The following is a 23,212-nucleotide window of genomic DNA, read 5'->3' on the forward strand; positions in this document are numbered from 1 at the left end:
CGGTCTTTAGTTTCTGGCAAGGCGCTGCAAATACTCCACCTGCTGGCGATGCGCCGTCTCCTGCACCACCGGCGCCAACCTCACCTTCTCCCCCGGCAAACACTGCGCCAGCCGCGCCAGCGCCAACGGCGTCAACGCACCCAATCGCGGATAGCCGCCAATGGTCTGCCGGTCATTGAGCAACACAATCGGTTGCCCATCCGGCGGCACCTGGATCGCGCCCAGCGGGATACCTTCCGAGATCAGCGACGGCCCCTGATACTGCAACGGCGTGCCCAGCAAGCGCATGCCCATGCGGTCGGCACGGCTGTCGAGGGTCCATTCGCTGTTGAACACATCGAACAGACTCTGCCCGCCGAACTGGCCGATCTGCGCCCCGAGGATCACCTCCAATGGCGCCTTCGAATCCAGTTTCGGCAACTGCTCGGCGGACAACTCCCGCATCGCACCGCCCACGCCTGAGTACGCCAATTGCGCACCTTCAGCCAGCGCCCGGCCTAAGCCATCCAGCCCGCCCAGTTCCTCCCGCCCGACCGTGGCGCAACTGCCCAGCACCTGCGGCGCATCAAACCCGCCCGGCGCCGCCAGGTAGGCCCGCGCGCCGCTGAAAGGCTGGGTAAAACGCAACCGTTGGCCTTTTTGCAGAATAAAACTGCGCCCCGGAGTGATGGCGCGCTCATCGACATAAGCGCCCAAGTCCGCCCCGGCCAACGCCAGCAGGCAATAGTCTTCAGCCTGCACCGTAAAGCCGCCCAAGGTAATCTCCACCACCGGCGCATCCAGGGCATTGCCCAGCAACCAATTGGCCCACGACATCGACACCCAATCCAGCGCGCCGCCTTGGGTCACGCCCAAATGCCTCACGCCAAAACGTCCGGCGTCCTGCAACAGGCACAGCGGGGTGCTGGCCTCGATCAACAAGCGGCTCATGCCTGTGCCTCCAACGGCGTGTCATCGCCGCCCAGGTTGATGAATTCGCTATGGCTGATCGCTTCGTAACGCACGGTGTCACCCGGCTGCATCAGGCTGTAGCCCTCGCGCTCGCGGTCAAACAACTTGGCCGGCGTGCGACCGATCAGGTTCCAGCCGCCCGGCGATACCACCGGATAGGCCGCCGTCTGCCGCTCGGCAATCCCCACGCTGCCCGCCGCCACCCGCTTGCGTGGCGTGTTCAGCCGAGGCGTTGCGAGCAGTTCGTCCACCAGGCCCATAAAGGCAAAGCCCGGGGCGAAGCCCAAGGCGAATACCTGGTACTCATGCTGGCTGTGGCGGCGAATCACCTCCTCCACCGCCAGCCCACTGCGCTGCGCGAGTAACGCAAGCTCAGGGCCGACACTCAGGTCATACCAAACCGGCAACACATGGCATTGCCCGCTGCCCTTGGGCTCTGGCTGCAATTCTTTAAGCGCTTGAGCGATCAGCGCCCGTGCCTGGGCCGGGGCCAGTGCCAGCAGGTCGTAATGCACCATCAGGGTGGTGTACGACGGCACCAGATCCACCAACGCCGGGCCAAACCCTTCGCGCAACCGCCGGGTGGCGGCGAGCATCCAGGGCATGTTGTCTTCGGCGATCACCTCAAACAGGCGCACCATCAGGCAGTCGATGGCCACCACTTCAATCCGTGGCTTCATGCTGGCGTCAACGCCTCGCGGATGCGCTGCACGGCGGCCACCGAGCTGGCGTTATCGCCGTGCACACACAAGGTATTGGCTTGCAGATGCAATGGGCTGCCGTCGCTGGCGACCAGGTGTTCACCACGGGCGATGGTCAGGGCTTGCTGGATGATCTTTTCCGGATCGTGGTGCACGGCGCCCGGCAACTGGCGAGAGACCAGATGGCCCGCGCTGTCGTAGGCGCGGTCGGCGAAGGCTTCGAACCACAGGGTCACGCCATATTCGTCACCCAGGGCCTGGGCGGCGCTGTTGTCGCGGGTGGCCATCAGCATCAGCGGCAAGCTGGCGTCGTAGGCCGCCACGGCCTGGATGACCGCACGCAATTGCGCCGGCTTGGCCATCATGTCGTTGTACATCGCACCGTGGGGTTTGACGTAGCTGACCCGCCCGCCCTGAGCCCGGCAAATGCCGTCGAGGGCGCCGACCTGGTAGTGCAACAGGTCCTGGATTTCCTGCGGGGTGTAGGCCATGGAGCGGCGGCCGAAACCCTGCAGGTCCTGGTACGCCGGGTGCGCGCCCACTTGCACGCCATGCTCGAAGGCCAGGCTGACGGTCTTGCGCATGATGCTTGGGTCGCCGGCGTGGAAGCCGCAGGCAACGTTGGCGCAATCAATGAACGGCATGACCTCGGCGTCCAGACCCAAGGTCCAGTTGCCAAAGCTTTCGCCGATGTCGCAGTTCAATAGCAGGCGGCTCACGGTGAGGGCTCCTGTAGTCTTTATATTTTTCTAGTGTGGGACCTTTCTTCAAGATCCCGCAACGTTCACGTTACTGCGCTTCGAGTTGCTTGCCACGGGTTTCCGGCAGGCTCAGGGCCGCGAGGATCACCACGCCGTAGGACACCGCCGCAAATGCGCCAATGCCCATGCTCAGCGGCACCTCCTGGCTCAGCAGGCCAATCAGCAGCGGGAAAAACGCCGCGAGTGCCCGGCCAATGTTGTAGCAAAAGCCCTGGCCAGAACCGCGAATCCGCGTGGGAAACAGTTCGGTGAGAAACGCGCCCATGCCGCTGAAAATCCCCGAGGCAAAGAACCCCAGCGGGAAGCCCAGCCACAACATGACTGCGTTGCTGACATGCAGTTGGGTGTAGAGCACGACGATGATGAACGAGCCCACGGCGAACAAGATAAAGTTCTTTTTGCGCCCGAGCAGGTCCGTCAAGTAGGCACTGATCACGTAACCGATGTAGGAACCCACGATCACCATCGCCAGATAACCGCCGGTGCCGAGGACGCTTAAACCGCGTTCGTTTTTCAGGAATGTCGGCAGCCAGGACGTGATGGCGTAGTACCCGCCCAACGCGCCGGTGGTCAGCAGTGAAGCGCGAATCGTGGTGCTGAGCATGCCGGGGGCGAAAATCTCGTAGAACTTCGCCGGGTTGCTTGGCGCTTCCTTGGCTTTGGTCTGCCGATAAATCTCCGGGTCCTTGACCAAGCGCCGCACAAAAATCACGAAGATCGCCGGCAACAGGCCCAACATAAACAGCGCGCGCCAGGCGTCTTCCGGTGGCAACCAGGAAAACAGCAGCGCATAGAGAATCGCCGTGATGCCCCAGCCCAGCGCCCAGCCGGACTGCACCATGCCCACCGCCTTGCCGCGGTCCTTGGCGCGAATCACCTCGCCCATCAGCACTGCGCCGGCGGTCCATTCGCCGCCAAAACCAAAGCCCATCAACGTGCGGGCGACCAGCAACTGCTCGTAGCTTTGCGCCAGGCCGCAGAGGAAGGTAAAAACCGCGAACCACAGCACCGTCAGTTGCAGGGTGAGCACACGGCCAATGCGGTCCGACAGGATGCCGGCGATCCAGCCGCCCAGCGCCGAAGCGATCAGGGTGCTGGTGTGGATCAAGCCTGCCTGGCCGGTGGTAATGCCCCACATCGCAATCAGCGTCGGGACCACAAAGCTGAGCATCTGGGTGTCCATGCCGTCCAGGCCGTAACCGATCTTGCAGCTCCAGAAGGTGCGACGCTCCTGCTTGTTGATATTGCGGTACCAATCAAAAGGTCCGGCGCGGCGTTCGGGCTTGGCCACCTCCAGGGTATCGGGCGCACTCATGGCGGATCTCCACGTGAATATTATTGGTATTGTTCTGGGCCCCTACGACGCTTATCGTGAGACGAGCCGATTTTTGGCGTGCGCCCCCTGCTGCGTCCAACTAATAAAAACCGCCCCAATGCATAAGAAAAAGTTGATCCCATGAATTTGAAGTTCCTTGAAACCTTCGTCTGGGTGGCCAAGCTCAAGAGCTTTCGGCTCACCGCCGAAAAACTCTTCACCACCCAGGCGTCGATTTCCAGCCGCATTGCGGTGCTGGAGAGTGAACTGGGGGTGAAGCTGTTCCTGCGCGATTCCCGTGGCGTAAGCCTGACCCCGGAAGGCGTGAAGGTGCTCGATTACGCCGAGCAGATGATGGCCACCATGCAGGGGCTGAAGCAGTCCCTGGAAACCACCAGCAGCAAGGTCGGGCGGATCCGCATCGGAGTGATGGACACGGTGATCCATACCTGGCTCAGCCCGCTGGTGACCGAATTGATGGAGCGTTTTGCGCGGGTGGAGATCGAACTGGTGGCCGACACCTCGTTCAACCTCATCGATCAACTGCAAAAAGGCTTTCTTGACCTGATCCTGCAAACCGACCTGCTGCGCCAGGAAACCCTGCGCAGCCTGGAACTGGGCAGCCACCCCATGGGCTGGATCGTCGCCAGCGACTCGATCCACAACCGCGACTACGCCTCCCTCGCCGAACTGGCCCAGGAGCGCATCATCACCTACTCGAAAAACTCCTGCCCGCACCAGGACGTGCTCAGCCTGATGCAAGCCAACGGCGTGGCCGCGCCCAGGATGAACTGCGTGAATTCGGTGTCGGCGATTACCCGCTTGCTGCGCGACGGGTTCGGGATTGGCGCCTTGCCGCCGGTGCTGGTCAGGGAAGAGTTGGCGCGGGGCGAGATGACCCTGCTGGCCATGGAGCAACGCCCGCCGAACTTGCAGGTGGTGGTGTCGTGGCGGGTCGGGGTGGAGTTGGTGGAGGAAGTTGTGGCGCTGTGCCAGACGGTAGTGGCGCAGTACGCACAAAAAGTTGGCGAAGAATTTATGGTGCTGTAGGAGCAAGCTTGCTCGCGATGAACGTTAACGATAACGCGTGCATCCTGGATACACGCGGGGCCTGTGAGTGCTTCGCGAGCAAGCTCGCTCCTACAGCCCTTTCAAATCACGCTCTTCGATCGGCCGGCTCTGGCGCAGGCGCTTGCCGCCCAACACCACCCAGTCGATCAGGCGGAACAGGCATTCGATGCCAAACGACAACAGCATCGCACCGCCCAAGCCCCAGCCCATGGCCTCTGGGGTCAGCAACAGCATGTAGCTGTAGCCGTTCCAGGTTTCCTGGCGAATCGCCGGGTCGGCGGCCACGGCCACTTGCAGCGCGCGGATGTACCACGGGCCTTGCATCGCCTGGAATTGTTTATCCAGCGCCACCTGACGGTCGAGCAAAGTGCCCAGGCTGTTGGCATCACTGCGAAACACCGGGTCGTCACTGGCGCGGTAATGGGCCACCAGCGCCTGCAAATCACCGTTGAAGAACTGCTGCGCCGTGGCATCGAAGCCGCGCAAGCCAGTCTGGGCCTCAATCAAATGGGCTTCGACACGCTTGGCGTAGTCGCTGATAAACCCCGGCACCTGCACACCGACCAACAAGCCAACGGCAAACAACACCAGTCGCAAATAGCTGAGCAACATATTCGACGTCCTTACTCGGTTGTACCTTGGGATACGCATTCGCCGCGTCGCCACAGGCTCCACTGGCCCGGTTCGTAGCGGGTCCAGGTCTCGTTTTCGGTCAGGGGTTCGGTGGCAATCACTGTCACCACGTCATTTGGCGTGGTTTCGGCTTGAAAATCGACGATCACGTCGACATCTTTCAAGCGCGCTGGGCCAAACGGCGCGCGCCGGGTGATCTGTGCCAGTTTGGTCGAGCAATAACAGAACAGCCAGTCGCCGTCACTCAGCAGGCAGTTGAACACACCTTTGCTGCGGTATTCGCTGCACGCGGCGATCAGGTCCGGCAGCATCTGTTCGATGTCTACCGGTTCCGGGAAGGCTTCACGTACACGGTTGAGCAAATCGCAGAATGCCGCTTCGCTGTCGGTATCACCGACCGGGCGGTAGAACGTGGCGCGGGGGTTGAAATCCGCCAACTGGCCGTTATGCGCGAAGCACCAGTTGCGGCCCCACAGTTCTCGGACGAACGGATGGGTATTGGACAGGCACACCTTGCCGACGTTGGCCTGGCGGATATGGCCAATCACCACTTCACTCTTGATGGGATAACGCTGCACCAGCAGCGCGACTTCCGATTCGCTGCTGGCCGCCGGGTCCTGGAACAACCGCAGGCCGCGCCCCTCGTAGAAGGCGATACCCCAACCGTCGCGGTGGGGGCCGGTACGTCCGCCGCGCTGCATCAGCCCGGTAAAGCTGAATACGATATCGGTCGGTACGTTGGCACTCATGCCCAATAATTCACACATGCCAGCTTCTCGATACAGGGCGTACAACGTTAAAGGCGCGGTTCGACCCGCATACCGCTGACAGGGGCAGGACGACCGTAACGCTCATCGGCGAAGGGTTCGTCCTCCTCCGGCTCGGCGGCAGCGGCTGCCGCAGCGGCGGCCTTCTGCTCGCGGCGGGCCTTGGCGGCACGCTCGATAGGCCAGCGGATCAGTGCAAACACCAGGTATACGCCGAACGCGATCATGGAATACATGAACAAATCGGAGATCGCCCGCCAGGCGTTGTTGCCGACCTTGAGCACCAGGTCCAGGGCGGTGATGGCCACGGCCGGGGCGAACTGGGTCTTCACCGGGTCGACAATGGTCGGGCTGAACAGCAGCACCGCCATCAACAACCGCAGCGGCTCGCGCAGCCAGCGCCACATCCAGCGGGTCATGGCAAACCACACCAACAGGCAACCCAGGGCTGCGAAGGCGTAGAGGCCCCAAGCGATCAGATAGTCGTTCTCGGTCATGGTGTCCATGGCAAGGTAGGCAAACAGGCCGCTATGATAACGGCTTTTCAGTGCCGAGGCTGCAACGCCGTCGGCCAACCGCCAGACAGAGAGTGATCCATGCCCCCATCGACCCACATCACTGCCGCCCCGATCGCCCGCAAGGCCCCAGGCACCGACCCGTACGCCTGGCTGCAAGAGCGCGACAGCGCCGAAGTGCTCGATTACCTCAAGGCGGAAAATGCCTGGCAAGAAACAGAATTGTCCGACCAGCAGGCACTGCGCGAAACCCTGTTCGAGGAGATCAAGGGCCGCATCCTCGAAACCGACCTGTCCCTGCCCTCGCCTTGGGGCCCGTACCTGTATTACACCCGCACCACCGCTGGCGATGAATACGCCCGCCACTATCGCTGCCCGCGCCCGGCGGATGACAGCCAGCAGGTCGACGAAAACGCTGAAGAGCTGCTGCTGGACCCGAATGCACTGGCCAATGGCGGCTTTTTCTCCCTCGGCGCCTTCAGCATCAGCCCCGACCACCAGCGCCTGGCCTACAGCCTGGACACCAGCGGCGAAGAGATTTACACCCTTTACGTGAAGGAATTGGCCACCGGCAAGGTCAGCGAACTGGAGTTCGAAGACTGCGACGGCAGCATGACCTGGGCCAACGACAGCCTGACCCTGTTCTTCAGCGAGCTGGACGACACCCACCGCCCGCACAAGCTGTACCGTTATCGCCTGGATGGCACGGCCGCCGAAGAGGTATTCCACGAGCCCGATGGCCGTTTCTTCCTGCACTGCTACCGCTCAAGCTCCGAGCGCCAGTTGCTGCTGGCCCTGGGCAGCAAGACCACCAGCGAGATCTGGGCCCTGGACGCCGAGCAGCCGCAGCAGGCCTTTACCTGCATGGCGCCACGGGTCGAAGGCCATGAATATGACGTCGACCACGGCAAGCTGGACGACCAGTGGGCCTGGTTTATCCGCAGCAACCGCGACGGCATCAACTTCGCCCTGTTCCAGGCCGCCGACACCGGCAGCGTGCCGACCCAGGACGACTGGCAGAACCTGATCCCCCACAACGACGCGGTAATGCTCGATGGCGTGAGCCTCAATGCCCAGGCCATGACCCTGAGTTTGCGGATCGGCGGCCTGCCGATCATCGAAGTGCACCCACAAGGCCAAGCCGCTTATCGGGTGGAATTACCCGACGCGGCCTACAGCCTCTACGTGCAAAACAGCCTGGAATTTGTCAGCGACAAGATCCGCCTGCGCTATGAAGCGCTGAACCGCCCGGCCCAGGTCCGTCAGTTGGAACTGGCCAGCGGCGCGCAACACGTGCTCAAGGAAACCCCGGTGCTGGGCGTATTCAACGCCGACGACTACGTCAGCCAGCGGTTATGGGCGACCTCGGCCGATGGCACTCAGGTGCCGATCAGCCTTGTAGTCCGGCGCGACCAGTTGGGCAAACCTGTGCCTCTGTACCTGTACGGCTACGGCGCCTATGGCCAAAGCCTCGACCCGTGGTTCTCCCACGCGCGCCTGAGTTTGCTGGACCGTGGCGTGGCCTTTGCCATTGCGCACGTACGCGGCGGCGGCGAACTGGGCGAAGCCTGGTACCGCGCCGGCAAGCAAGAGCACAAGCAAAACACCTTCAGCGACTTTATCGCCTGCGCCGAACACCTGATCGCCCAGGGCCTGACCACCTCTAAACAACTGGCCATCAGCGGCGGCAGCGCCGGCGGCCTGTTGATCGGCGCGGTGCTCAATCAACGCCCGGAGCTGTTCCAGGCGGCGATTGCCGAAGTGCCGTTCGTCGATGTGCTCAACACCATGCTCGACCCGGAGTTGCCGCTGACCATCACCGAGTACGACGAATGGGGCAACCCTGAGGAGCCCGAGGTGTATGAGCGGATCAAGGCCTACGCGCCGTACGAAAACGTCAGCGCCCAGGCCTACCCGGCCACGCTGGTGATCGCCGGCTACAACGACAGCCGCGTGCAATATTGGGAAGCGGCCAAGTGGGTGGCCAAGCTGCGTGACACCAAGACGGACGACAACCTGCTGCTGCTCAAGACCGAACTGGGCGCGGGCCACGGCGGCATGAGTGGTCGTTACCAGGGATTACGTGACGTAGCACTCGAATATGGATTTGTTTTCAAGGCACTGGGGCTGATTTAAGGAACTCCGCCTGGCGGGCGGGTCTGAACACCTGACCGCCGGGCGCGCGCCCTGCACGATTTATGGACAAAGACTGTAAGCCTCATGCCAGAACCGACCTTACTCAATAACGAAATACGCGACATGCTGATGGATTGCGGCCTGTTCGACCCGTTGCTGCCGGAAGACTTCCATGTGGCGGCGGGCTATTTCAACATCAGCAGTATCGCCCGTGACGAGGTGATTTTCCTCGAGGGCGACGCCGGCACGTTCATGTGCATCATCCACTCAGGCCAGGTGGCGGTGCAGAAAACCAACCATGAAGGCCAGCGGCTGACCATCGCCACCTTGCGCAGTGGGCGTGCCTTTGGCGAGATGGCCGTGCTGGATGGCGAGCGCCGTTCCGCCAGCTGTGTGGCGGCCAGTGATTGCGTGCTGTTGAACCTGGGTAAGGATTCCCTGGAAAAAATGCTCAACGATGCGCCGAAAATCGCTGCCAAGATCATCCGTGCAATCGCTATCGCCCTGTCCAGGCGCCTGCGCATGGCGGACGGGCAATTGCTGTCCCAGCAGTTTTAACCGCCTGGGGTCTTGGGCTTGATGTCGTTCTGCTGCAAACCCGGGATCGTCTGGTCCTTCGGCGGCGTAGGCAACACGATAGGCGCCAACAATGGCTCACCGCTGCCGGCAGCCTTTGGCGTCGCCGGTGGAGTGACTTGCGGGTAAGGTGTGGGCGTTGCAGTGCCCGGCGAACCCGCAGTGGGCGCGGGGGTGATCGGCACGGTTTGCGACTCCTGAGCCTGGGCCACACCGCTAAGGGTGAGCGCGCTCCACACAATGACCGTTAGAATGCTGCACTTCATCGATGGCTCCATGGCCTGACCTTAATGTCGTAAGGCTACTCCCAACCGCGCAAGAATGCCCTTCCCAATGAGATTTCCATGAAACGTTTCGTTCTGCTGGACACCACTCCGATCCCCGATAACGGCGGTGCCTTGTGCCTGTTCGAATACGGTGAAGATTTCGTCATCAAGATTCAGGGTGGTGACGGTGGCCAGTTGATGAACACGCGCATGCACGGCTCCGAGGATGCCCTGGCGGAAATTCCGTGCCGCAAAGTTGCCGGTCGGCCCGGTTCCAGGGTGTTGATTGGCGGCCTGGGCATGGGCTTTACCCTGGCGGCAGCGCTTAAAGCTTTGGGCAAGACCGCCGAAGTGGTGGTCGCCGAGCTGGTGCCCGGCGTGGTGGAGTGGAACCGTGGGCCGCTGGGCGAAAAGTCCGGCCGCCCGCTGCTGGACCCGCGCACCGTGATCCGCATGGAAGACGTGGCCAAGGTGCTGCAGGCCGAGCCCCAGGGGTTTGACGCGATCATGCTGGACGTCGACAACGGCCCCGAAGGCCTGACGCAAAAAGCCAACAGCTGGCTGTATTCCGCCGGCGGCCTCAGCGCCTGCGCCAAGGCCCTGCGGCCCAAGGGCGTGCTGGCGGTGTGGTCGGCCAGCGCCGACAAGCAGTTCAGCGACAAACTGCGCAAGGCCGGCTTCAAGGCCGAGGAAGTGCAGGTGTTTGCCCATGGCAACAAAGGCACACGCCACACCATCTGGATTGCCGAGAAGCTCAAGGGCTGAAACAGTCGCCTGACAGAGGCGCCACAAAGCCACCTCTGTCCAAGCGTCAACTACTTGCTTCTACTGTCGATAACGTAGGGCACTTTCTTTTCGAACGTAGTGTTCAGCTCCTTGCGATTAAGCGTGGTGAAACCGCCAAGTTGCCGGGCGCTGAAACCGCTGTCGCCCACCGGCGCGTCGGGCGCCAGGCTGACCATGCGCTTGGCGACCGCTTCGATCGCATCCTGATACCCGCCCTGCTTGCTCAGGTCGAACGCGCTCAGGTCAATCAACGGCCGCAGCCAGTTGCCCCAATAAAACTCCAGGAACTCCGGCGCGACGGCGCCCGAATTCGGCTTGCCGTAGGACGCCTTGCGGGCAAAGTACACCAGGCTGCGAAAGGTATCGTCACTCAGGCTCTTGAAGCCCAGGTGCGCGGGAAGTTGCGCAGGTGTGATGGCTTGGCCGCGGTTGTCCTTGAGCCAGACCTTGTGGCCTTGCTCCATGCGCTTCCAGAACGCAGCCATGTCCGGGCTATCACTGAAGTCGTCTGTTACCCGCACCCACATCTTCAACTGCGGCCCCGCGCCCGGCTGTTCCCACAAGGTGCTGAAACTGTGGTGGCCGTCGGTGAGGTACAACTGGCCTGCGGGACCGACCACCACGGTTTTCATGTCCGCTGGATGAGTGCCCACCGGTTCCTTGCAGGTGAAACTGTCGGGCTTATGCAGGTTGGCGCCCTTGGGCACCTTGTCGGCTCCGCCCTGGCCGTTGGTTTCACAGTACTCGTCGAACACCTTCTTGGGTGATTCGGCGAACACCCCCAGCTTGTAATGGATCTGATCAAAACCGATGACCGCCTGGGTCGGATGGAGTTGCTCCAACGCCACATCAACCACCTGCCCCGGCTTGGGCGTAGAGAACGCCTGGGCTTGAACGGTGAACGCACACAACAGAAAGGTTAATAACCAACGCATGAGTTTCAATCCTTAACCAATGGAGACAATCCTTCAAAACACGTACTGCGCGCGCAGCGCCAGCGCATCACCATCCTGATCGCCGACGGCGTTGCTGAAGCCGTTCGACGTGGCCTTCACGTAGTTGGCCGAGATCTTCACCGCGTCGTTGGCGTACCAGTTCACCCCCAGGGTGTGCACCTTGGCGGCGTTATCCAGCAAATCGTGTTCCTGGACGTTGAGGTGGTCATAACGATAGAAGACTTCCCAGGCACCGAGCTGTTTATCCTGTGGTTTGATCCGGTCGAATTTGCCACCGTCGAGCTTATAGCCCCGCGCCTCGCCCGTCAGGGTGTACGCCAACTGGCCGTAGTAGCCGGAGGCATCACGATCCTGGTGGCTGACGCCAGACTTGGCCACCAACTGCCGCCGCAGATACTCGCCTTGCAGGGAGAATGGTCCGGCGGCGTAGGCAAATTCCAGGCTGGCCGCAGAATCGCCATCAAAGGCGCCGTTAGTCTTGGGCGCCAGCTCCGGGCGGTTGCCGTTGTGGGCCGTCTCCGACACGCCCCGAACACCCAGGCGAGTGCGAATTCTTCCGTCGAAACTCTCAGCGTCGTTGTAGGCGTAGCTCACGCCAAAATGCAGGACATGCCCCGGCCGCGCCAGAGGCGCAAACACCAGACGCAGGTTGTAGTTGTTGGCGCCCTTGCCATCGGCGTCCTTGTTGGACGCCGGACGCAGGACGCTCGCCGAGCCGTAGAACATGCCCGTCACTCCCGACACCTGGGCGCCCAAACCTTCGTCTCGATCACTGACCCAAGGCGCGAGGTCGTTGAGCACACTGCGCTCGATAGCGGTGGTCCACTTGGAACTGGTAGCGCCCTCAAGGCTGAAGTCCGGGTCGAAACGCCCCACCTTGAACGTCACCGGGTCCAGCCCCAGGTAGCTGATGGAAGCTTCCTTGATCGGCGTATCGGTGCTGCTAAACTCCAGGGCAAAGTTGTAGCCCCAGACGCCATAGGCCTTGCCGGACATTTCCAGGCGGCTGCGGCGAAAATAGGCAGCGTCGGCACGGTTGCCGTTTTCGGTGTACAGCCCGTCGAAGGTATCGAAGTCTGCCTGCAAGCGGCCGCCAATCTGGAAAGCGAACTGATCATCCGTGGTCGCCACCTCCAAGCCGCCCTTGGTCTTGATCACCAGGTCGGCGCCGTCGGTAGTGACGGTTCCGGCAAACACCTGGACGGCACCGAGCAGCGCAGCGGCGCCCAGCGTGAGACGTGTAGGAAATATCGACATTTCAACCTCCCTTTGATCAGGCTCCGACTGCATGGTCGGGCCCGTTAGATGTGAGGGGCGGCAGCTTGGCGATGGAAAATTTCAGGGAAGTTGCAACCCTCCGCACATTTGATGACAGGGCAATCGACACCGATTTGGCCGCGTGTTTTCAGGGCTGTTTCAAACATTCAATTACAAATAACCAGGTCCTACAGCCGGTCCTACAACCGAAAAAGCCAAGGGCTAATTAGCGCGCAAGCAGCTAGAATCAACGCTATCCGTGATCCACTAAAAGACAGGAGCCATGATGAGCTCGACCAACCCGCCCTCCCACACCGCCAAGCTGGACCGCATCCTCGCCGATGCCCAGCGTGACCGGGAAATGGGCTACCGCGACAAAGCCCTGAAGATGTACCCCCATGTGTGCGGCCGCTGCGCCCGTGAGTTTGCCGGCAAGCGCCTGAGCGAACTGACCGTGCACCACCGCAACCACAACCATGACGACAATCCCCAGGATGGCTCCAACTGGGAGTTGCTGTGCCTGTATTGCCACGACAACGAACACTCGCGTTACACCGACCAGCAGTATTTCGGCGAAGGCTCCACCAGCAGCCCGACAATTGCCAAGGCGACGCACAACCCGTTTGCGGCGTTGGCCGGGCTGATGAAAAAAGACGACTGAAGCCCTTCTGTAGGAGCGAGCTTGCTCGCGAAGATCGCCAACGATAACGCGTGCATCCTGGATAAACGCGGCGGCCTTGGGTTCTTCGCGAGCAAGCTCGCTCCTACAGGTATACTGCTGTCTTTTTTCGAAGGCACCCTCTCCCGTGGGCAATAAACGCTACAGCTGCATCGGTCTGTACAACCCCAAATCCCCCGAAAACGTCGGCTCGGTGATGCGCGCCGCCGGCTGCTACGGCGTGGCCTCGGTGTTCTACACCGGCAAGCGCTACGAGCGGGCCCGGGACTTTATTACCGACACCAAGAAGGTCCACCACGACATTCCGCTGATCGGTATCGACGACCTGAAAAAGATCCTGCCCCTGGGCTGCATCCCCGTCGCCGTCGAGCTGGTGGAAGGCGCCCGTCCTCTCCCCGAGTACACCCACCCAGACCGTGCGCTGTATATCTTCGGGCCCGAAGACGGCTCCCTGGACAAGGAGATTCGCGACTGGTGTGAAGACGTGATCTACATCCCGACCACCGGTTGCATGAACCTCGCGGCCACCGTCAACGTGGTGCTTTACGACCGCTTGGCCAAGGGCAACAACACCCGTTCGGGTCCCAAGTACTGATTTTTTGGGAACGTCCGCGGCCTGTGTGCAGTCAGTTGCATATCAATAAGCCCTTGTTGGAGACAGATCATGAGCGACAGCAAAACCCTGCGACCCGTTATCCGGTCCACCCCGTTCGAGCGCCAACCCACGCAAAACGTCCAGGGCTGGGAACGCATCGGCTCCCTGGCCGGTGGTGTGGTGTTGATGGGCAAAGGCCTGCGCCGTGGCGGTTTTTTCGGTTTGATTCAGGTGGCAATTGGCGGCGTGGCGCTGGCACGCGGGATCAGCGGGCATAGCTCGGCGAAAGATCTGCTGGAGCGCAGCCGCCAGGAAATGAACACCGTGCGGACCAAGATTGAGCGGGCCGGTGAGGAATTGAAAAGCCTCAAGACCAAGGCTGAAGTGGCGGCGCAGAAAGCCACTCAAACCCCAGGGTAAACCTGACACCTGTAGGAGCGAGCTTGCTCGCGAAGAACCTGAGAGCGCCGGGTTGATTCAGGCTCCCCGCGTTATCGTTAACGACCTTCGCGAGCAAGCTCGCTCCTACAGGGAGCCGGTTCACCTTAGCAGCTTGCTATCCAGCACCACCGACGACTCGCCAATAATGCTCTCCCCCAACTGCACAAACTCCTTTGTGCTGATGCTGTTCATGCGCATCACCGCCTGAGTCAAATCATCCAGCGAGCGTTTGTTGTGGGTTTTCACACGAATCTCGCGGTCCAGCTCCTGCAACAACACCACCGCCCGCGCCACCGTCGCGCTATTGGCGTGCTCGACCCGCAGGGTGGTCACGTCCTTGCCTTCCTTGGTCAGCCGGGCCTGTATCGCGGCGTAACGATCGTCACTGATGCCGCCGGCGCGGCGCATCAGCTCAATGGCGTAATACTGCGCCAAGCCTTCGCTGATCCAGTCGCTGCCCTGATGGTCGTTGAAGCGGCCGATGGCCTGCACCACCTCGCGGATCAACGGGCTGCTGCCGTTTTCGCTGACCAGCGGCGTGCGGCTGTTGATGTAGATCGAATCCCGGGCCGAGAACGCACCGCGACGCATCGGGTCACTGGCGCCCACCACCAGTAGTTTTGCCGGATGCCGCGGGAACGCCGCTTGTACTTGAGGCCAGACAAACGTCAACAAGGTCAGCACATCCATGCGGTGCATGCCCTGCCCTTTGGGCGAAGCCACGGTGATTTCGGTTTCACCCAGGCGCATCCTGCGGCTGCCCAAGTTGCCGGCGAGCATCCAGCCGGTGGGCCGGTCAAACAGGCGGGAGACGTTGTCTATGCGGAATTTGTTTTTGCCGATGCGTGGCCAGGACGTCTCGACGCTTTTCCAGCCGGCCGGCAATTCGAACATCAGGCGCGACACCAACTCAATGCCATCCTGTTGGTCGAGACGTGCGGTAGGCACCAGGTCTTCGCCGCGAAACAGCGCCCAACTCGGCGTCATCCGCGACTCATAGACGCCCTTCTTGCGCGCATGGCTCAGGCGCACACGGTAGGTCAGGCTGGCCTTGTCGGCGCTGGGCTGCCACCGGCCTCGGCTATCACCCGGCGTATTGCCCGGTAGCACTTGCCACTGGCCATCGGCCTTGAAGTCACTGTAGTCGCCGTCGCGGCCCAGGTCGAAATTGAGGCTGCGTACCGCCGAGCCTTGGGACAGGCTCAGGCGCACTTCAGCCTGATCACTTTGGGGCAGCAGCTTGACGTGATAGTCCAGGTCGACTTTCTTCGCAGCCCATGCCGACGTACTCAATGCCAACAACAGCAGGCTTGCCGCCAGCTTGGCTCCAACCGTCATACACACTCCTTTTCAACCTGCGCGAAAAATCAGGTAATCCTCCCAGTCATCCTCGGGCACGCTGCCCTCGGCAAGCATGCGCCCGGACTGGGAAATGCGTTGGTGGTGCACTGCGTCGCGATCGCCGCAGACCAAGTGGTGCCACAGCGGCAAGTCCTTGCGCTCACTGACCAGCCGGTAACCACAGGTGGGCGGCAGCCATTTGAACTGGTCGGCCTGGCCCGGGGTGAGCTGGATGCAATCAGGCACCGAGTCGCGACGGTTGGGGTAGTCGGTGCACTGGCAGGTTTTCAGATCCAGCAGTTTGCAGGCGATTCGCGTGTAATAGACGCTGTTGTCGTCTTCATCCTCGAGCTTTTGCAGGCAACACAGGCCGCAGCCGTCGCACAACGACTCCCACTCATCCTGGTCGAGTTGTTCGAGGGTTTTGCGGATCCAGAAAGGTTCGACTTTGGCGGCCATGGCTCTACATCGGTATCGGTATGTTAAAAGGCCGCCAGTCTAGTGCCCATGGGCCCCGGGGCCAAGCGCTTACGACTGCCGGTAGAACAAGACTTGTCAGCCAGTCGGCGGCGAAGTAGCTTTGAGCCCCGTTTTTCGATCTGCATTCCCATCAGGATCCGCCAATGAGCACTAACCCACGCGTTGCCGATTATCCTATTCACCCGCAGTTCACCGACCGCTGGTCGCCGCGCGCCTTCACCGGCGAAAGCATCCCGGAAGACACCCTGCTGAGCTTCTTCGAAGCCGCCCGCTGGTCGCCGTCGGCCTACAACTCGCAACCGTGGCGCTTCCTCTACGCGCGCCGTGACACGCCAAACTGGGAGCGCTTCCTGGGGCTGCTGAACGAATTCAACCGTGGCTGGGCGCAGCATGCTTCGGCCCTGGTGATCGTGGCGTCGAAGACCACTTTCGCCGTACCCGGTGCTACCGAAGAAACGCCTGCCCTGTGGCATACCTTCGACACCGGTTCGGCCTGGGGCCACCTGGCACTGCAAGCCAGCCTCAGCGGCTGGCACACCCACGGCATGGCTGGTTTCGACCAGGAACTGACCCGCAAGGAACTGAAAATTCCTGAAGGCTACGCCCTGCATGCGGCTGTGGCGATTGGCAAACTGGGCGACAAATCCACCTTGGCCGATTACCTGCAAGCCCGGGAAACCCCGAGCCCGCGTCGCCCATTGAGTGAACTGGTATCGGAAGGCGACTTCAATCACAACGACTGAACACGAGCTGATCGTTAGTTGCCGGTAGCGTCAAAAAACCCTGCTGTTATAAAACAGCAGGGTTTACCCAGTTGAAGTGCCTCTCCCGTTTTAAGGCGCCTTGGCGACAAGTTCCATATAGGCCCTGCGCATTGCATCTCTGCGGCTCTTGTACATGCCGGCGAGAAACGGCGTCATTTCTTCACGCGCGTTTGCATTCAAATCCACCGGGTAGATCTTATTGTCCCTCGCTGAATACAGGAAATTGCTCAACTGCAGGTCGTTATGGAGTAGGTTTTTCTGCTCCATGCTTCTGATTGCGTCATCAAGTAACGACCGTGCCTCTGGCGGCAAACTCCCCTTCGCCAATGTTTCAACATCCACCCCGTCCAGTTTGCCCATTTTTAAATAGTGACGACCCTCTTCAAATATCGTCGTTGCAAAACCGTCACCGTAATAGCTGTTCAGACTTAGTGTTTCGTTATCGACATAGTCGTCAGCAGACGTTCGGGAGGAAGGGCCATAGTCTTTATAGACACTTTTCCCATCGAGGCTTTCGTAGATCGCAGCCTCTCCACCTCCGCCAATCTTGGGTCCCATGTCCGATTTAACCGAAGGCGGGTTACCGCCGCGGGCACCCAGGCGCTGCCATTGGTCCCCCTGAAGGTGCTGGACCAGCAGCGGCGTTTGCCGGTTATTGTGATAAATCTGCGCCTGCACGGCACCGTCAGCGGTTCGGGTGACTTGCCGTACTTCGTAGACGGCGGTGTTACCCGCCGTGTCGGTATGGCGGATATGGGACACATGGCCGTCTGCCGCCACATAGACCCCCTGATTGTTACGCGTAAGCCCGGCTATTTTCGACTCAGGCACCTTGTACTCGCCAAACACCCGGTTGTTCAGTGCGCTGCCTGGTTCAATAGGTGCCGTGACAATTGCACCGTCCATCGCCCTCGTTTTAGCGGTGAAATTTTCAAGAGGGCTGCCATAAGGCCGCATCCTGTCCACATCAAACGCATACCATCTGCCGTTCTGAAGTACAGCGCCTCCATCAACGTTCTGGCCCGCAACCTTGAAGGTACCCGTTGCCGCTGCGTCATGGTGTCTGCTGGCCGCTTTCAACAGGTCATAGCTGCCGCTTGCGCCCTTGAGCTTGTTGATCACCTCTGCGCCAGTGGAGCGTACAAAATTGGCGCCTTTGCCCAGTAGCCTGGCGCCGCCCGCGACCAGATCGCCCACACCATCCAACGGGCTGAACGCTTGGATGGCTGCCACGCCGATGACTTTTGCCGCCTGCAACGCTTTTGCAGCGGTGCCGACAACCTTTGCGCCGGCCTTCGTCACCTTCGCTGCCACACCCGCACCGGCCGTGACGAAACCGAAGACATCCAGCGCCAGGTCACTTGCCCCGTCCAGGTAGTTACCCTTGGAAAAATTGACAATGGCCGACCGGAGCGGAATCAGGTCCAGGAAAAAATTCGTGACGTTCCACTCGGTTGCCATTTGCTTATCGAACGAAGTGACGCCCTTGGCGTAGGCTTTTACCGCATCACTGTCGAGATCAAGATGTTCAACAAAAGCATCGACGATGTTCTGGGTTCGTGTGCTGGAAAAACTTGAGGGAGGCGCTGATGAGCTGGCTTGGCTCTTTAGGTCGAAGGCAGACTCGCTCACAGCCTTGGGTTTAAAGGGTTCTGTCTTGAAAGTTTTATTGCCCTCCCGCACCCTTTTTCCAGTTAATTCCGAGGCTGGCACCGCCTTGATTTCGCCTGCTTTCAAATCAATTTTATAAACTGTTTCGCCCTGCTTTCCCGTGGCTTTCACCCACAGTTTGCTGTCGGTTTCATAGCGCTTTTCAGAGGTGAAATCCAAGTCCAACTTGTAGGTGTTTTTTTGAAAGAACTCGAGCTTGGCAAACTCCAGATTTTCCCTGTCAGCCAATGGGAGTGTTGCGACAAGGTGCTTGATGGTGGTCGCCACTCCTTCCTTGCGCGAGGTGATCGCTTGTTCGAATTGATCGTTGAAGATTTTGTTCACATCGAAGTCGAGGCTCTTGCCTTTGGTCGCCTCGGCAATGCGCGGGTCTTTGGTTTCCCATGTGTATTGGCCAAGCCCGCTCATGGCGATATCCAACAACGAAAAAAACCCTGCAGGCGCTCGGTTCGGGTCATAAAGTGGCTGGGCTGATGGCTGTTTCGAGTCGACGACCTTCAGCCGTTTTTCTTCAAACGGTACACCCTCGCCAAACCGCTCTTTGAGGTGAGCCAACGCGATGTCTTTACGGCTTGGAATATCGGTTTCCAATAACCCGGTCGCCGCAAGCGTCGACTTCAGTTGTGCATTGAATGCCGTCCTTGCGCTGTCTATCTCGGCCGCGCTGTAACTGTCACTTTGCTGCTCAGTGACAATCCCGTTGACCACGCCCCAGTCCACCAATGCGGCTTTCTGCGCGTGTTCGGCTGCGACCCGATTCGTCACGATCGCGTTTTCAGCGCTGGACATGACTTGGGCAAAGGTCATATGTGCAACCTTGCCGGGGAACTGCGCTTCTATGGCCGCCGCCGCGACCGCCAGGCTGACCCACGCCGGGCTGCCGTAGGTCACACGGTCGGGAATATCCTTGATCAAGAACTCGGGGGCCTTTCGCGCCAGTAACAGATAGGCGCCGGCCCTGGCCATCTCGGGGCTGGTCTTGTGATTTTCGTGCAGGTGAGTACTCAGGCCATCGAGCACCGCTGAAGCCGGTTTGCCCCAGTGTGCTTGTTGGGCGAGGTCGTAACCGGCCACGCGGTTTCGATGCGGCGCCGTAATAGACTCTGGATCGAGCAGCAGGTGGATCGCGCCCAGTGCGTAGTCGTTCACGCTGGTGTCGGTGGCGAGGCCCCCGAGCTGGTCCTGTATAGCTTGCCCCAGCGCCTGCCCGCGGGTGGAGCTGACGAGGGTTTCCAGCGCCTTGGCCGGGTCGCTCAAGGCGTCGCCCGACAACGGCTGGTTAGTATTCAGATACTCCAGCACCCCAACGCTCGCGCCGATGTGGGGTGCATTGGGGTTTTGGCTGCCATGGTCGGTAGCCGCCGCCAGTACCCTGCGTTGCTCGCTGGCACTCATGGGAACAGGCCAGGACAACCCGCCGCCAAAATTGCCGAGCGGGTGTTCCAATGCCTTGTCACTCACCACGCGGGCATGGCCGCTCAGTTGAAAATGATTGGCGGGCGGCTTCAGCCCGATGCTTGCGAGAAAGGTTTCCACCGTAGCAGCGCTAACGGTTTGCATCGGGTAGGACGAGTCGGCGTGTATCGGCATGGGTGTCGTTTGCAACGCCGCCAACACCGCTTGGGGACTGGCGTTTACACCCAGGCGGGTGGCGATTTCGTTGAGTTTCTGGCCCAGTATCCGCAAATTCTCGCGGTCGCCCAACGCCGCCTTGAGGCCGGCTTGTCGGGTGACTGGAGCGTTGGCTTGCGTGTTGGAGTCGGCACCAATAGCCGGCGTCGATGCCAATGGCGGGCTACCGGGCGAACTCGCCGCCGGGTCGGTAGAACGTGGGGAAAGTACCGGAATTACCCGTGGAGGAAGGGAGACAGTGCCAGCATTTAACATGAGAACGTACCCATCTGAAGAGGGGTACGAGCCTCACATACGGCCGGCAAAGCGGACATCCGATTAGTGTTTGCAGAAATTTGTAAGTACCCGGCAACATGCATTGCCGGGCGGCTTCAGGGCTCGGCAGACCGCCGGACAGCCACGCTATCAGTAGCCGCGCTCGAAACTCACTTCCCCGCGCAACGCCTCTTGCGCCTGGTACGCTCGCAAATTCTCGACAAACAACTGCACCATCATCCCAGGCGAAGTCGGCGCCGAGCTGTGACCGGTGAGCAACAGGCCCCAGGCCGTCCAGAACGGATGGCGCTGCGGCAACGGCTCTTGCCGGCAAACGTCGATCACCGCGCCCGCCAGATGGCCTTCCTTCAACGCTTCCACCAGGTCTGCATCGACCACCGCCACACCGCGCCCGACGTTGATAAACAGCCCGGTCGGCTTGAATTGCTTGAACAGCGCCGCGTTGTACAAATCGTGGGTGTTCGGCGTATTGGGCAGCAGGTTGACCACGTAGTCCACCTCGCCCACCAAACGCGGTAACTCTTCAAGCCCGGCCACTTCGATAAACGGTGCCTGCTCACGGGCTTCGCTGGCGATGCCGTACAGCTCAACGCCAAACGGCTGCAAAAATTGCGCGACGCTACGGCCAATATCACCGGTACCGACGATCAGCACCTTGCGCCCCGCCAGGCTCTGGCCCATGCGGTTATCCCACTTGCGCTCGACCTGGCTGACCAGGCGTGCCAGCACTTCGCGCTCGTGGCCAAGCATGTAGGTGAGCACGTACTCGGCCATCACCTGGCCAAAAATGCCCACGGCGCGAGTCAGGCGGTAGTTGCGCGGCAGGCCTTCTGCCAATAGCGGCGTGAAGCCAGCCCAGGTCGATTGCAGCCATTGGGGCTGGTGGCCCTGGCGCAGCAACGTCGCCAGCAAATCCGGCTGGCCCAGCCACACCGGGCAGTCAGCCGCCAGGCGCGACAGTTCAGCGGAGTCGCCGCTGGTCATAACCTCAAGGTCCGGCGCTGCTTCGCGCAGCAGCCGGGCGTACAGCGGGTGATCGTGTTCAGCAATCAGAACGCGCATGGTTCAAACCTTTCAAAAACACTGCAGGCGGCCGCCGGGACAGTTCACTGTACCGTGCGGGCGCCGCCAAAAATTGAATTCCATTAATGAATGTGCTCCGAACGGGGCACTGACCGATCACATCGGGTCATTACGTCGCAGCAGCTCTTCGGGCAAGTGTTCGATGTACTCGTCCTCGGCCGGCGGCATTTGCAGGTGGTAGCCCTGCTTTTCGAGGTTTTCCAGGACCACGGTGATGTCCTCGCGGGACAGCTTGCGCTCCGGGCTCAGCACCAGGTCAAAGGCGTGATGCGGCTTGCCGAAGGCGGTCAGCAAACTTTCCGGCACGCGCTCCAGTGCATCGCTTTTCAGCACGTAGAGGTACATCCCGTCTCGTTTGAGGCTGCGAAAAATGGAGCAAATACGTTTCAAGGCTGTTCTCCGGCAGTGGCCAGGCTGTCGAGCAGCGCCTGGCCCATCAATTCGCGGCGCCAGCCACGCAGCGAATCTGGCAATTTGTATGGCCCCTCGGGGTAGCCACTCTTGACCAGGGCTTCGAGGGTTTTCTTGCGCAGCATCAGTTCCGGCGCCATGTCCAGGCGTTCAGCCTCGGCCTGGCCAAGGGCGCGCAGTTGCTTGATCAGTGTGGCGGCGTCTACCGGCAATGGCTCGGCAACCGCCGGTGGCCACTGGTCCATGGAGACACTACCGGCACGCTTGATCAGGCCCAGCAGGAACTCGCCGTCCTGGCGCACAGTGCGCGGGTGCATGTCTTCGATCTTGCCCAACGCGGCGAGATTATCCGGCTGGGATTTGGCCAAGGGCCATAACGAGTGCTCACGAATGATTCGGTTGCGCGGCAGGTCACGGGCGCGGGCTTGCTGTTCGCGCCAGGCACACAGTTCGCGCAATACCGCGAGCTGGGCACGGGACAGTTTCCAGGCCAGCTTGGCGTCGCGATAGACCTCGTACGGGTCGACTTCGCGGCGCAGGTTGGCCACCAGCTCGGCGCCGTCGTCCAGGACCCAGGCGTATTTATCGTCGGAAAGCTTCGGACGCAGGCGTGTGTAGACTTCCGCCAGGTGCACGGCGTCTTCGGCGGCGTAGCTGACTTGCGTCTCGGACAATGGCCGCTGCAGCCAGTCGGAGCGGGTTTCGCCCTTGGGCAAGTCGATATCGAGGACGGCTTGCACCAACCGCGAATAGCCCATGGAGAAACCGAGGTTCAGATACGCGGCCGCCAGTTGGGTGTCGAACAACGGCACCGGCAGGCTGCCAGTCAGGCGCAGCAACACTTCCAGGTCTTCGCTGCAGGCGTGCACCACCTTGATCACCGCTGGGTTTTCCAGCAAGGCGGCCAAGGGTTGCCAGTTGTCGATGGTCAGGGGGTCGATCAGGTAAGCGCGAACGCCATCACCGATCTGGATCAGCCCGGCAATGGGATAAAAAGTGTCGACCCGCATGAATTCGGTGTCGAGGGCGACGAATGGCAACTGCTGCCATTCGGCGCAGTGCTGGCCGAGGCTATCGTTGTCGCAGATCCAGTGAATATCGATGGCCACACGGCTCTCCCTTGAAGAATGGCGCGCAGTATATATCGC

24 protein-coding genes are annotated in these 23,212 nt (G+C 60.9%); 8 read left to right on the forward strand and 16 right to left on the reverse strand.

What is annotated here, in order from left to right; genetic code table 11:
• Nucleotides 1-6: 6 nt before the first annotated feature.
• From CEC48_RS05425 to CEC48_RS05440, 4 genes are all read right to left on the reverse strand, one after another.
• Entirely contained in the window at nt 7-930 is a 924-nt protein-coding gene (locus CEC48_RS05425) for a biotin-dependent carboxyltransferase family protein (protein ID WP_088422815.1), read from the reverse strand.
• Nucleotides 927-1,631 (reverse strand): 5-oxoprolinase subunit PxpB, encoded by a 705-nt coding sequence (pxpB, locus tag CEC48_RS05430; RefSeq protein ID WP_088422816.1) that lies wholly within the window; start codon nt 1,629-1,631, stop codon nt 927-929. Before pxpB ends, CEC48_RS05425 begins: the two co-directional genes overlap by 4 nt.
• Nucleotides 1,628-2,371 carry a 5-oxoprolinase subunit PxpA gene (locus tag CEC48_RS05435; RefSeq protein ID WP_088422817.1) on the reverse strand — a complete coding sequence of 248 codons (744 nt, stop codon included), beginning with the start codon at nt 2,369-2,371 and terminating at the stop codon, nt 1,628-1,630. Before CEC48_RS05435 ends, pxpB begins: the two co-directional genes overlap by 4 nt.
• 70 nt (nt 2,372-2,441) lie before the next feature.
• The gene (locus CEC48_RS05440) at nt 2,442-3,728 is read right to left on the reverse strand and encodes an MFS transporter (RefSeq protein ID WP_088422818.1); all 1,287 of its coding nucleotides are present in this window, start codon (nt 3,726-3,728) and stop codon (nt 2,442-2,444) included.
• A gap of 141 nt (nt 3,729-3,869) precedes the next feature.
• Between CEC48_RS05440 and CEC48_RS05445 the strand changes: the two genes are divergently transcribed.
• Nucleotides 3,870-4,778 carry a LysR family transcriptional regulator gene (locus CEC48_RS05445; RefSeq protein WP_088422819.1) on the forward strand — a complete coding sequence of 303 codons (909 nt, stop codon included), beginning with the start codon at nt 3,870-3,872 and terminating at the stop codon, nt 4,776-4,778.
• 90 nt (nt 4,779-4,868) lie between these two features.
• Here CEC48_RS05445 and CEC48_RS05450 read toward each other — a convergent pair whose 3' ends face one another.
• From CEC48_RS05450 to CEC48_RS05460, 3 genes are read right to left on the reverse strand one after another with little or no spacing between them, the layout of a single operon-like run.
• Nucleotides 4,869-5,411, reverse strand: coding sequence for a DUF2937 family protein (locus CEC48_RS05450; protein ID WP_003210684.1), 543 nt, complete (start codon nt 5,409-5,411; stop codon nt 4,869-4,871).
• A gap of 11 nt (nt 5,412-5,422) precedes the next feature.
• Nucleotides 5,423-6,199, reverse strand: a complete 777-nt coding sequence (locus tag CEC48_RS05455) for a class II glutamine amidotransferase (RefSeq protein WP_088422820.1) — start codon at nt 6,197-6,199, stop codon at nt 5,423-5,425.
• Between the two features lie 29 nt (nt 6,200-6,228).
• The gene (locus CEC48_RS05460; protein WP_088422821.1) at nt 6,229-6,774 is read right to left on the reverse strand and encodes an MFS transporter; all 546 of its coding nucleotides are present in this window, start codon (nt 6,772-6,774) and stop codon (nt 6,229-6,231) included.
• Between the two features lie 21 nt (nt 6,775-6,795).
• Here CEC48_RS05460 and CEC48_RS05465 point away from each other — a divergent pair, with 21 nt between their 5' ends.
• Nucleotides 6,796-8,850: a S9 family peptidase gene (locus CEC48_RS05465; RefSeq protein ID WP_088422822.1), complete on the forward strand. Its 2,055-nt coding sequence runs from the start codon at nt 6,796-6,798 to the stop codon at nt 8,848-8,850.
• 84 nt (nt 8,851-8,934) lie between these two features.
• Complete coding sequence (locus CEC48_RS05470; RefSeq protein WP_017479182.1) at nt 8,935-9,408, forward strand: cyclic nucleotide-binding domain-containing protein; 474 nt, start codon at nt 8,935-8,937, stop codon at nt 9,406-9,408.
• Here the strand turns inward: CEC48_RS05470 and CEC48_RS05475 are convergent.
• Entirely contained in the window at nt 9,405-9,692 is a 288-nt protein-coding gene (locus CEC48_RS05475; protein ID WP_088422823.1) for a hypothetical protein, read from the reverse strand. The two genes, CEC48_RS05470 and CEC48_RS05475, sit on opposite strands and share 4 nt — an antisense overlap.
• Nucleotides 9,693-9,770: 78 nt before the next feature.
• On the opposite strand from CEC48_RS05475, the gene CEC48_RS05480 reads away from it, so the two are divergent.
• Nucleotides 9,771-10,457 (forward strand): spermidine synthase, encoded by a 687-nt coding sequence (locus tag CEC48_RS05480; RefSeq protein ID WP_088422824.1) that lies wholly within the window; start codon nt 9,771-9,773, stop codon nt 10,455-10,457.
• 50 nt (nt 10,458-10,507) lie between these two features.
• On the opposite strand, the gene CEC48_RS05485 is transcribed toward CEC48_RS05480, so the two are convergent.
• Both CEC48_RS05485 and CEC48_RS05490 read right to left on the reverse strand, forming a co-directional pair.
• A complete protein-coding gene (locus CEC48_RS05485) occupies nt 10,508-11,413 on the reverse strand; it encodes a ParB/Srx family N-terminal domain-containing protein (RefSeq protein WP_088422825.1) in 906 nt (301 codons plus the stop codon).
• 33 nt (nt 11,414-11,446) lie between these two features.
• A complete protein-coding gene (locus CEC48_RS05490) occupies nt 11,447-12,691 on the reverse strand; it encodes an OprO/OprP family phosphate-selective porin (RefSeq protein ID WP_088422826.1) in 1,245 nt (414 codons plus the stop codon).
• Nucleotides 12,692-12,977: 286 nt separating this feature from the next.
• Here CEC48_RS05490 and CEC48_RS05495 point away from each other — a divergent pair, with 286 nt between their 5' ends.
• The 3 genes from CEC48_RS05495 to CEC48_RS05510 all read left to right on the forward strand — a co-directional run bounded on the left by CEC48_RS05495 (nt 12,978) and on the right by CEC48_RS05510 (nt 14,385).
• On the forward strand, nt 12,978-13,352 hold the full coding sequence (locus CEC48_RS05495; protein WP_003210675.1) for a YajD family HNH nuclease: 375 nt from the start codon (nt 12,978-12,980) through the stop codon (nt 13,350-13,352).
• Between the two features lie 145 nt (nt 13,353-13,497).
• Nucleotides 13,498-13,965: an RNA methyltransferase gene (locus CEC48_RS05505; protein WP_003210674.1), complete on the forward strand. Its 468-nt coding sequence runs from the start codon at nt 13,498-13,500 to the stop codon at nt 13,963-13,965.
• A 69-nt stretch (nt 13,966-14,034) separates the two neighbouring features.
• On the forward strand, nt 14,035-14,385 hold the full coding sequence (locus CEC48_RS05510; protein ID WP_088422828.1) for a DUF2892 domain-containing protein: 351 nt from the start codon (nt 14,035-14,037) through the stop codon (nt 14,383-14,385).
• Nucleotides 14,386-14,505: 120 nt separating this feature from the next.
• Here CEC48_RS05510 and CEC48_RS05515 read toward each other — a convergent pair whose 3' ends face one another.
• Both CEC48_RS05515 and CEC48_RS05520 read right to left on the reverse strand, forming a co-directional pair.
• Nucleotides 14,506-15,744, reverse strand: a complete 1,239-nt coding sequence (locus CEC48_RS05515) for a hypothetical protein (RefSeq protein WP_088422829.1) — start codon at nt 15,742-15,744, stop codon at nt 14,506-14,508.
• 12 nt (nt 15,745-15,756) lie between these two features.
• Nucleotides 15,757-16,206 (reverse strand): YcgN family cysteine cluster protein, encoded by a 450-nt coding sequence (locus tag CEC48_RS05520; protein ID WP_088422830.1) that lies wholly within the window; start codon nt 16,204-16,206, stop codon nt 15,757-15,759.
• Between the two features lie 164 nt (nt 16,207-16,370).
• Here CEC48_RS05520 and CEC48_RS05525 point away from each other — a divergent pair, with 164 nt between their 5' ends.
• Nucleotides 16,371-16,970, forward strand: coding sequence for a nitroreductase family protein (locus CEC48_RS05525; RefSeq protein ID WP_088422831.1), 600 nt, complete (start codon nt 16,371-16,373; stop codon nt 16,968-16,970).
• A gap of 90 nt (nt 16,971-17,060) precedes the next feature.
• Here the strand turns inward: CEC48_RS05525 and CEC48_RS05530 are convergent, their stop codons facing one another.
• From CEC48_RS05530 to rnd, 4 genes are all read right to left on the reverse strand, one after another.
• The gene (locus CEC48_RS05530) at nt 17,061-20,450 is read right to left on the reverse strand and encodes a hypothetical protein (RefSeq protein WP_256579674.1); all 3,390 of its coding nucleotides are present in this window, start codon (nt 20,448-20,450) and stop codon (nt 17,061-17,063) included.
• Between the two features lie 249 nt (nt 20,451-20,699).
• Nucleotides 20,700-21,632: a D-2-hydroxyacid dehydrogenase gene (locus CEC48_RS05535; RefSeq protein WP_088422833.1), complete on the reverse strand. Its 933-nt coding sequence runs from the start codon at nt 21,630-21,632 to the stop codon at nt 20,700-20,702.
• A gap of 117 nt (nt 21,633-21,749) precedes the next feature.
• Nucleotides 21,750-22,043: a YcgL domain-containing protein gene (locus CEC48_RS05540; RefSeq protein ID WP_088422834.1), complete on the reverse strand. Its 294-nt coding sequence runs from the start codon at nt 22,041-22,043 to the stop codon at nt 21,750-21,752.
• On the reverse strand, nt 22,040-23,173 hold the full coding sequence (gene rnd / locus CEC48_RS05545; RefSeq protein WP_088422835.1) for a ribonuclease D: 1,134 nt from the start codon (nt 23,171-23,173) through the stop codon (nt 22,040-22,042). Before rnd ends, CEC48_RS05540 begins: the two co-directional genes overlap by 4 nt.
• Nucleotides 23,174-23,212: the final 39 nt, after the last annotated feature.

This window comes from Pseudomonas sp. K2I15, assembly GCF_002204795.1.
Classification (GTDB): domain Bacteria; phylum Pseudomonadota; class Gammaproteobacteria; order Pseudomonadales; family Pseudomonadaceae; genus Aquipseudomonas.

Excerpts from the sequence above, each read along its gene's own strand:
- CEC48_RS05425 (WP_088422815.1), bottom strand. The coding sequence starts at position 930 with ATGAGCCGCTTGTTGATCGAGGCCAGCACCCCGCTGTGCCTGTTGCAG.
- pxpB (WP_088422816.1), bottom strand. The coding sequence starts at position 1,631 with ATGAAGCCACGGATTGAAGTGGTGGCCATCGACTGCCTGATGGTGCGC.
- CEC48_RS05440 (WP_088422818.1), bottom strand. The coding sequence starts at position 3,728 with ATGAGTGCGCCCGATACCCTGGAGGTGGCCAAGCCCGAACGCCGCGCC.
- CEC48_RS05445 (WP_088422819.1), top strand. The coding sequence starts at position 3,870 with ATGAATTTGAAGTTCCTTGAAACCTTCGTCTGGGTGGCCAAGCTCAAG.
- CEC48_RS05450 (WP_003210684.1), bottom strand. The coding sequence starts at position 5,411 with ATGTTGCTCAGCTATTTGCGACTGGTGTTGTTTGCCGTTGGCTTGTTG.
- CEC48_RS05455 (WP_088422820.1), bottom strand. The coding sequence starts at position 6,199 with ATGTGTGAATTATTGGGCATGAGTGCCAACGTACCGACCGATATCGTA.
- CEC48_RS05465 (WP_088422822.1), top strand. The coding sequence starts at position 6,796 with ATGCCCCCATCGACCCACATCACTGCCGCCCCGATCGCCCGCAAGGCC.
- CEC48_RS05470 (WP_017479182.1), top strand. The coding sequence starts at position 8,935 with ATGCCAGAACCGACCTTACTCAATAACGAAATACGCGACATGCTGATG.
- CEC48_RS05475 (WP_088422823.1), bottom strand. The coding sequence starts at position 9,692 with ATGAAGTGCAGCATTCTAACGGTCATTGTGTGGAGCGCGCTCACCCTT.
- CEC48_RS05480 (WP_088422824.1), top strand. The coding sequence starts at position 9,771 with ATGAAACGTTTCGTTCTGCTGGACACCACTCCGATCCCCGATAACGGC.
- CEC48_RS05485 (WP_088422825.1), bottom strand. The coding sequence starts at position 11,413 with ATGCGTTGGTTATTAACCTTTCTGTTGTGTGCGTTCACCGTTCAAGCC.
- CEC48_RS05490 (WP_088422826.1), bottom strand. The coding sequence starts at position 12,691 with ATGTCGATATTTCCTACACGTCTCACGCTGGGCGCCGCTGCGCTGCTC.
- CEC48_RS05495 (WP_003210675.1), top strand. The coding sequence starts at position 12,978 with ATGAGCTCGACCAACCCGCCCTCCCACACCGCCAAGCTGGACCGCATC.
- CEC48_RS05510 (WP_088422828.1), top strand. The coding sequence starts at position 14,035 with ATGAGCGACAGCAAAACCCTGCGACCCGTTATCCGGTCCACCCCGTTC.
- CEC48_RS05515 (WP_088422829.1), bottom strand. The coding sequence starts at position 15,744 with ATGACGGTTGGAGCCAAGCTGGCGGCAAGCCTGCTGTTGTTGGCATTG.
- CEC48_RS05520 (WP_088422830.1), bottom strand. The coding sequence starts at position 16,206 with ATGGCCGCCAAAGTCGAACCTTTCTGGATCCGCAAAACCCTCGAACAA.
- CEC48_RS05525 (WP_088422831.1), top strand. The coding sequence starts at position 16,371 with ATGAGCACTAACCCACGCGTTGCCGATTATCCTATTCACCCGCAGTTC.
- CEC48_RS05535 (WP_088422833.1), bottom strand. The coding sequence starts at position 21,632 with ATGCGCGTTCTGATTGCTGAACACGATCACCCGCTGTACGCCCGGCTG.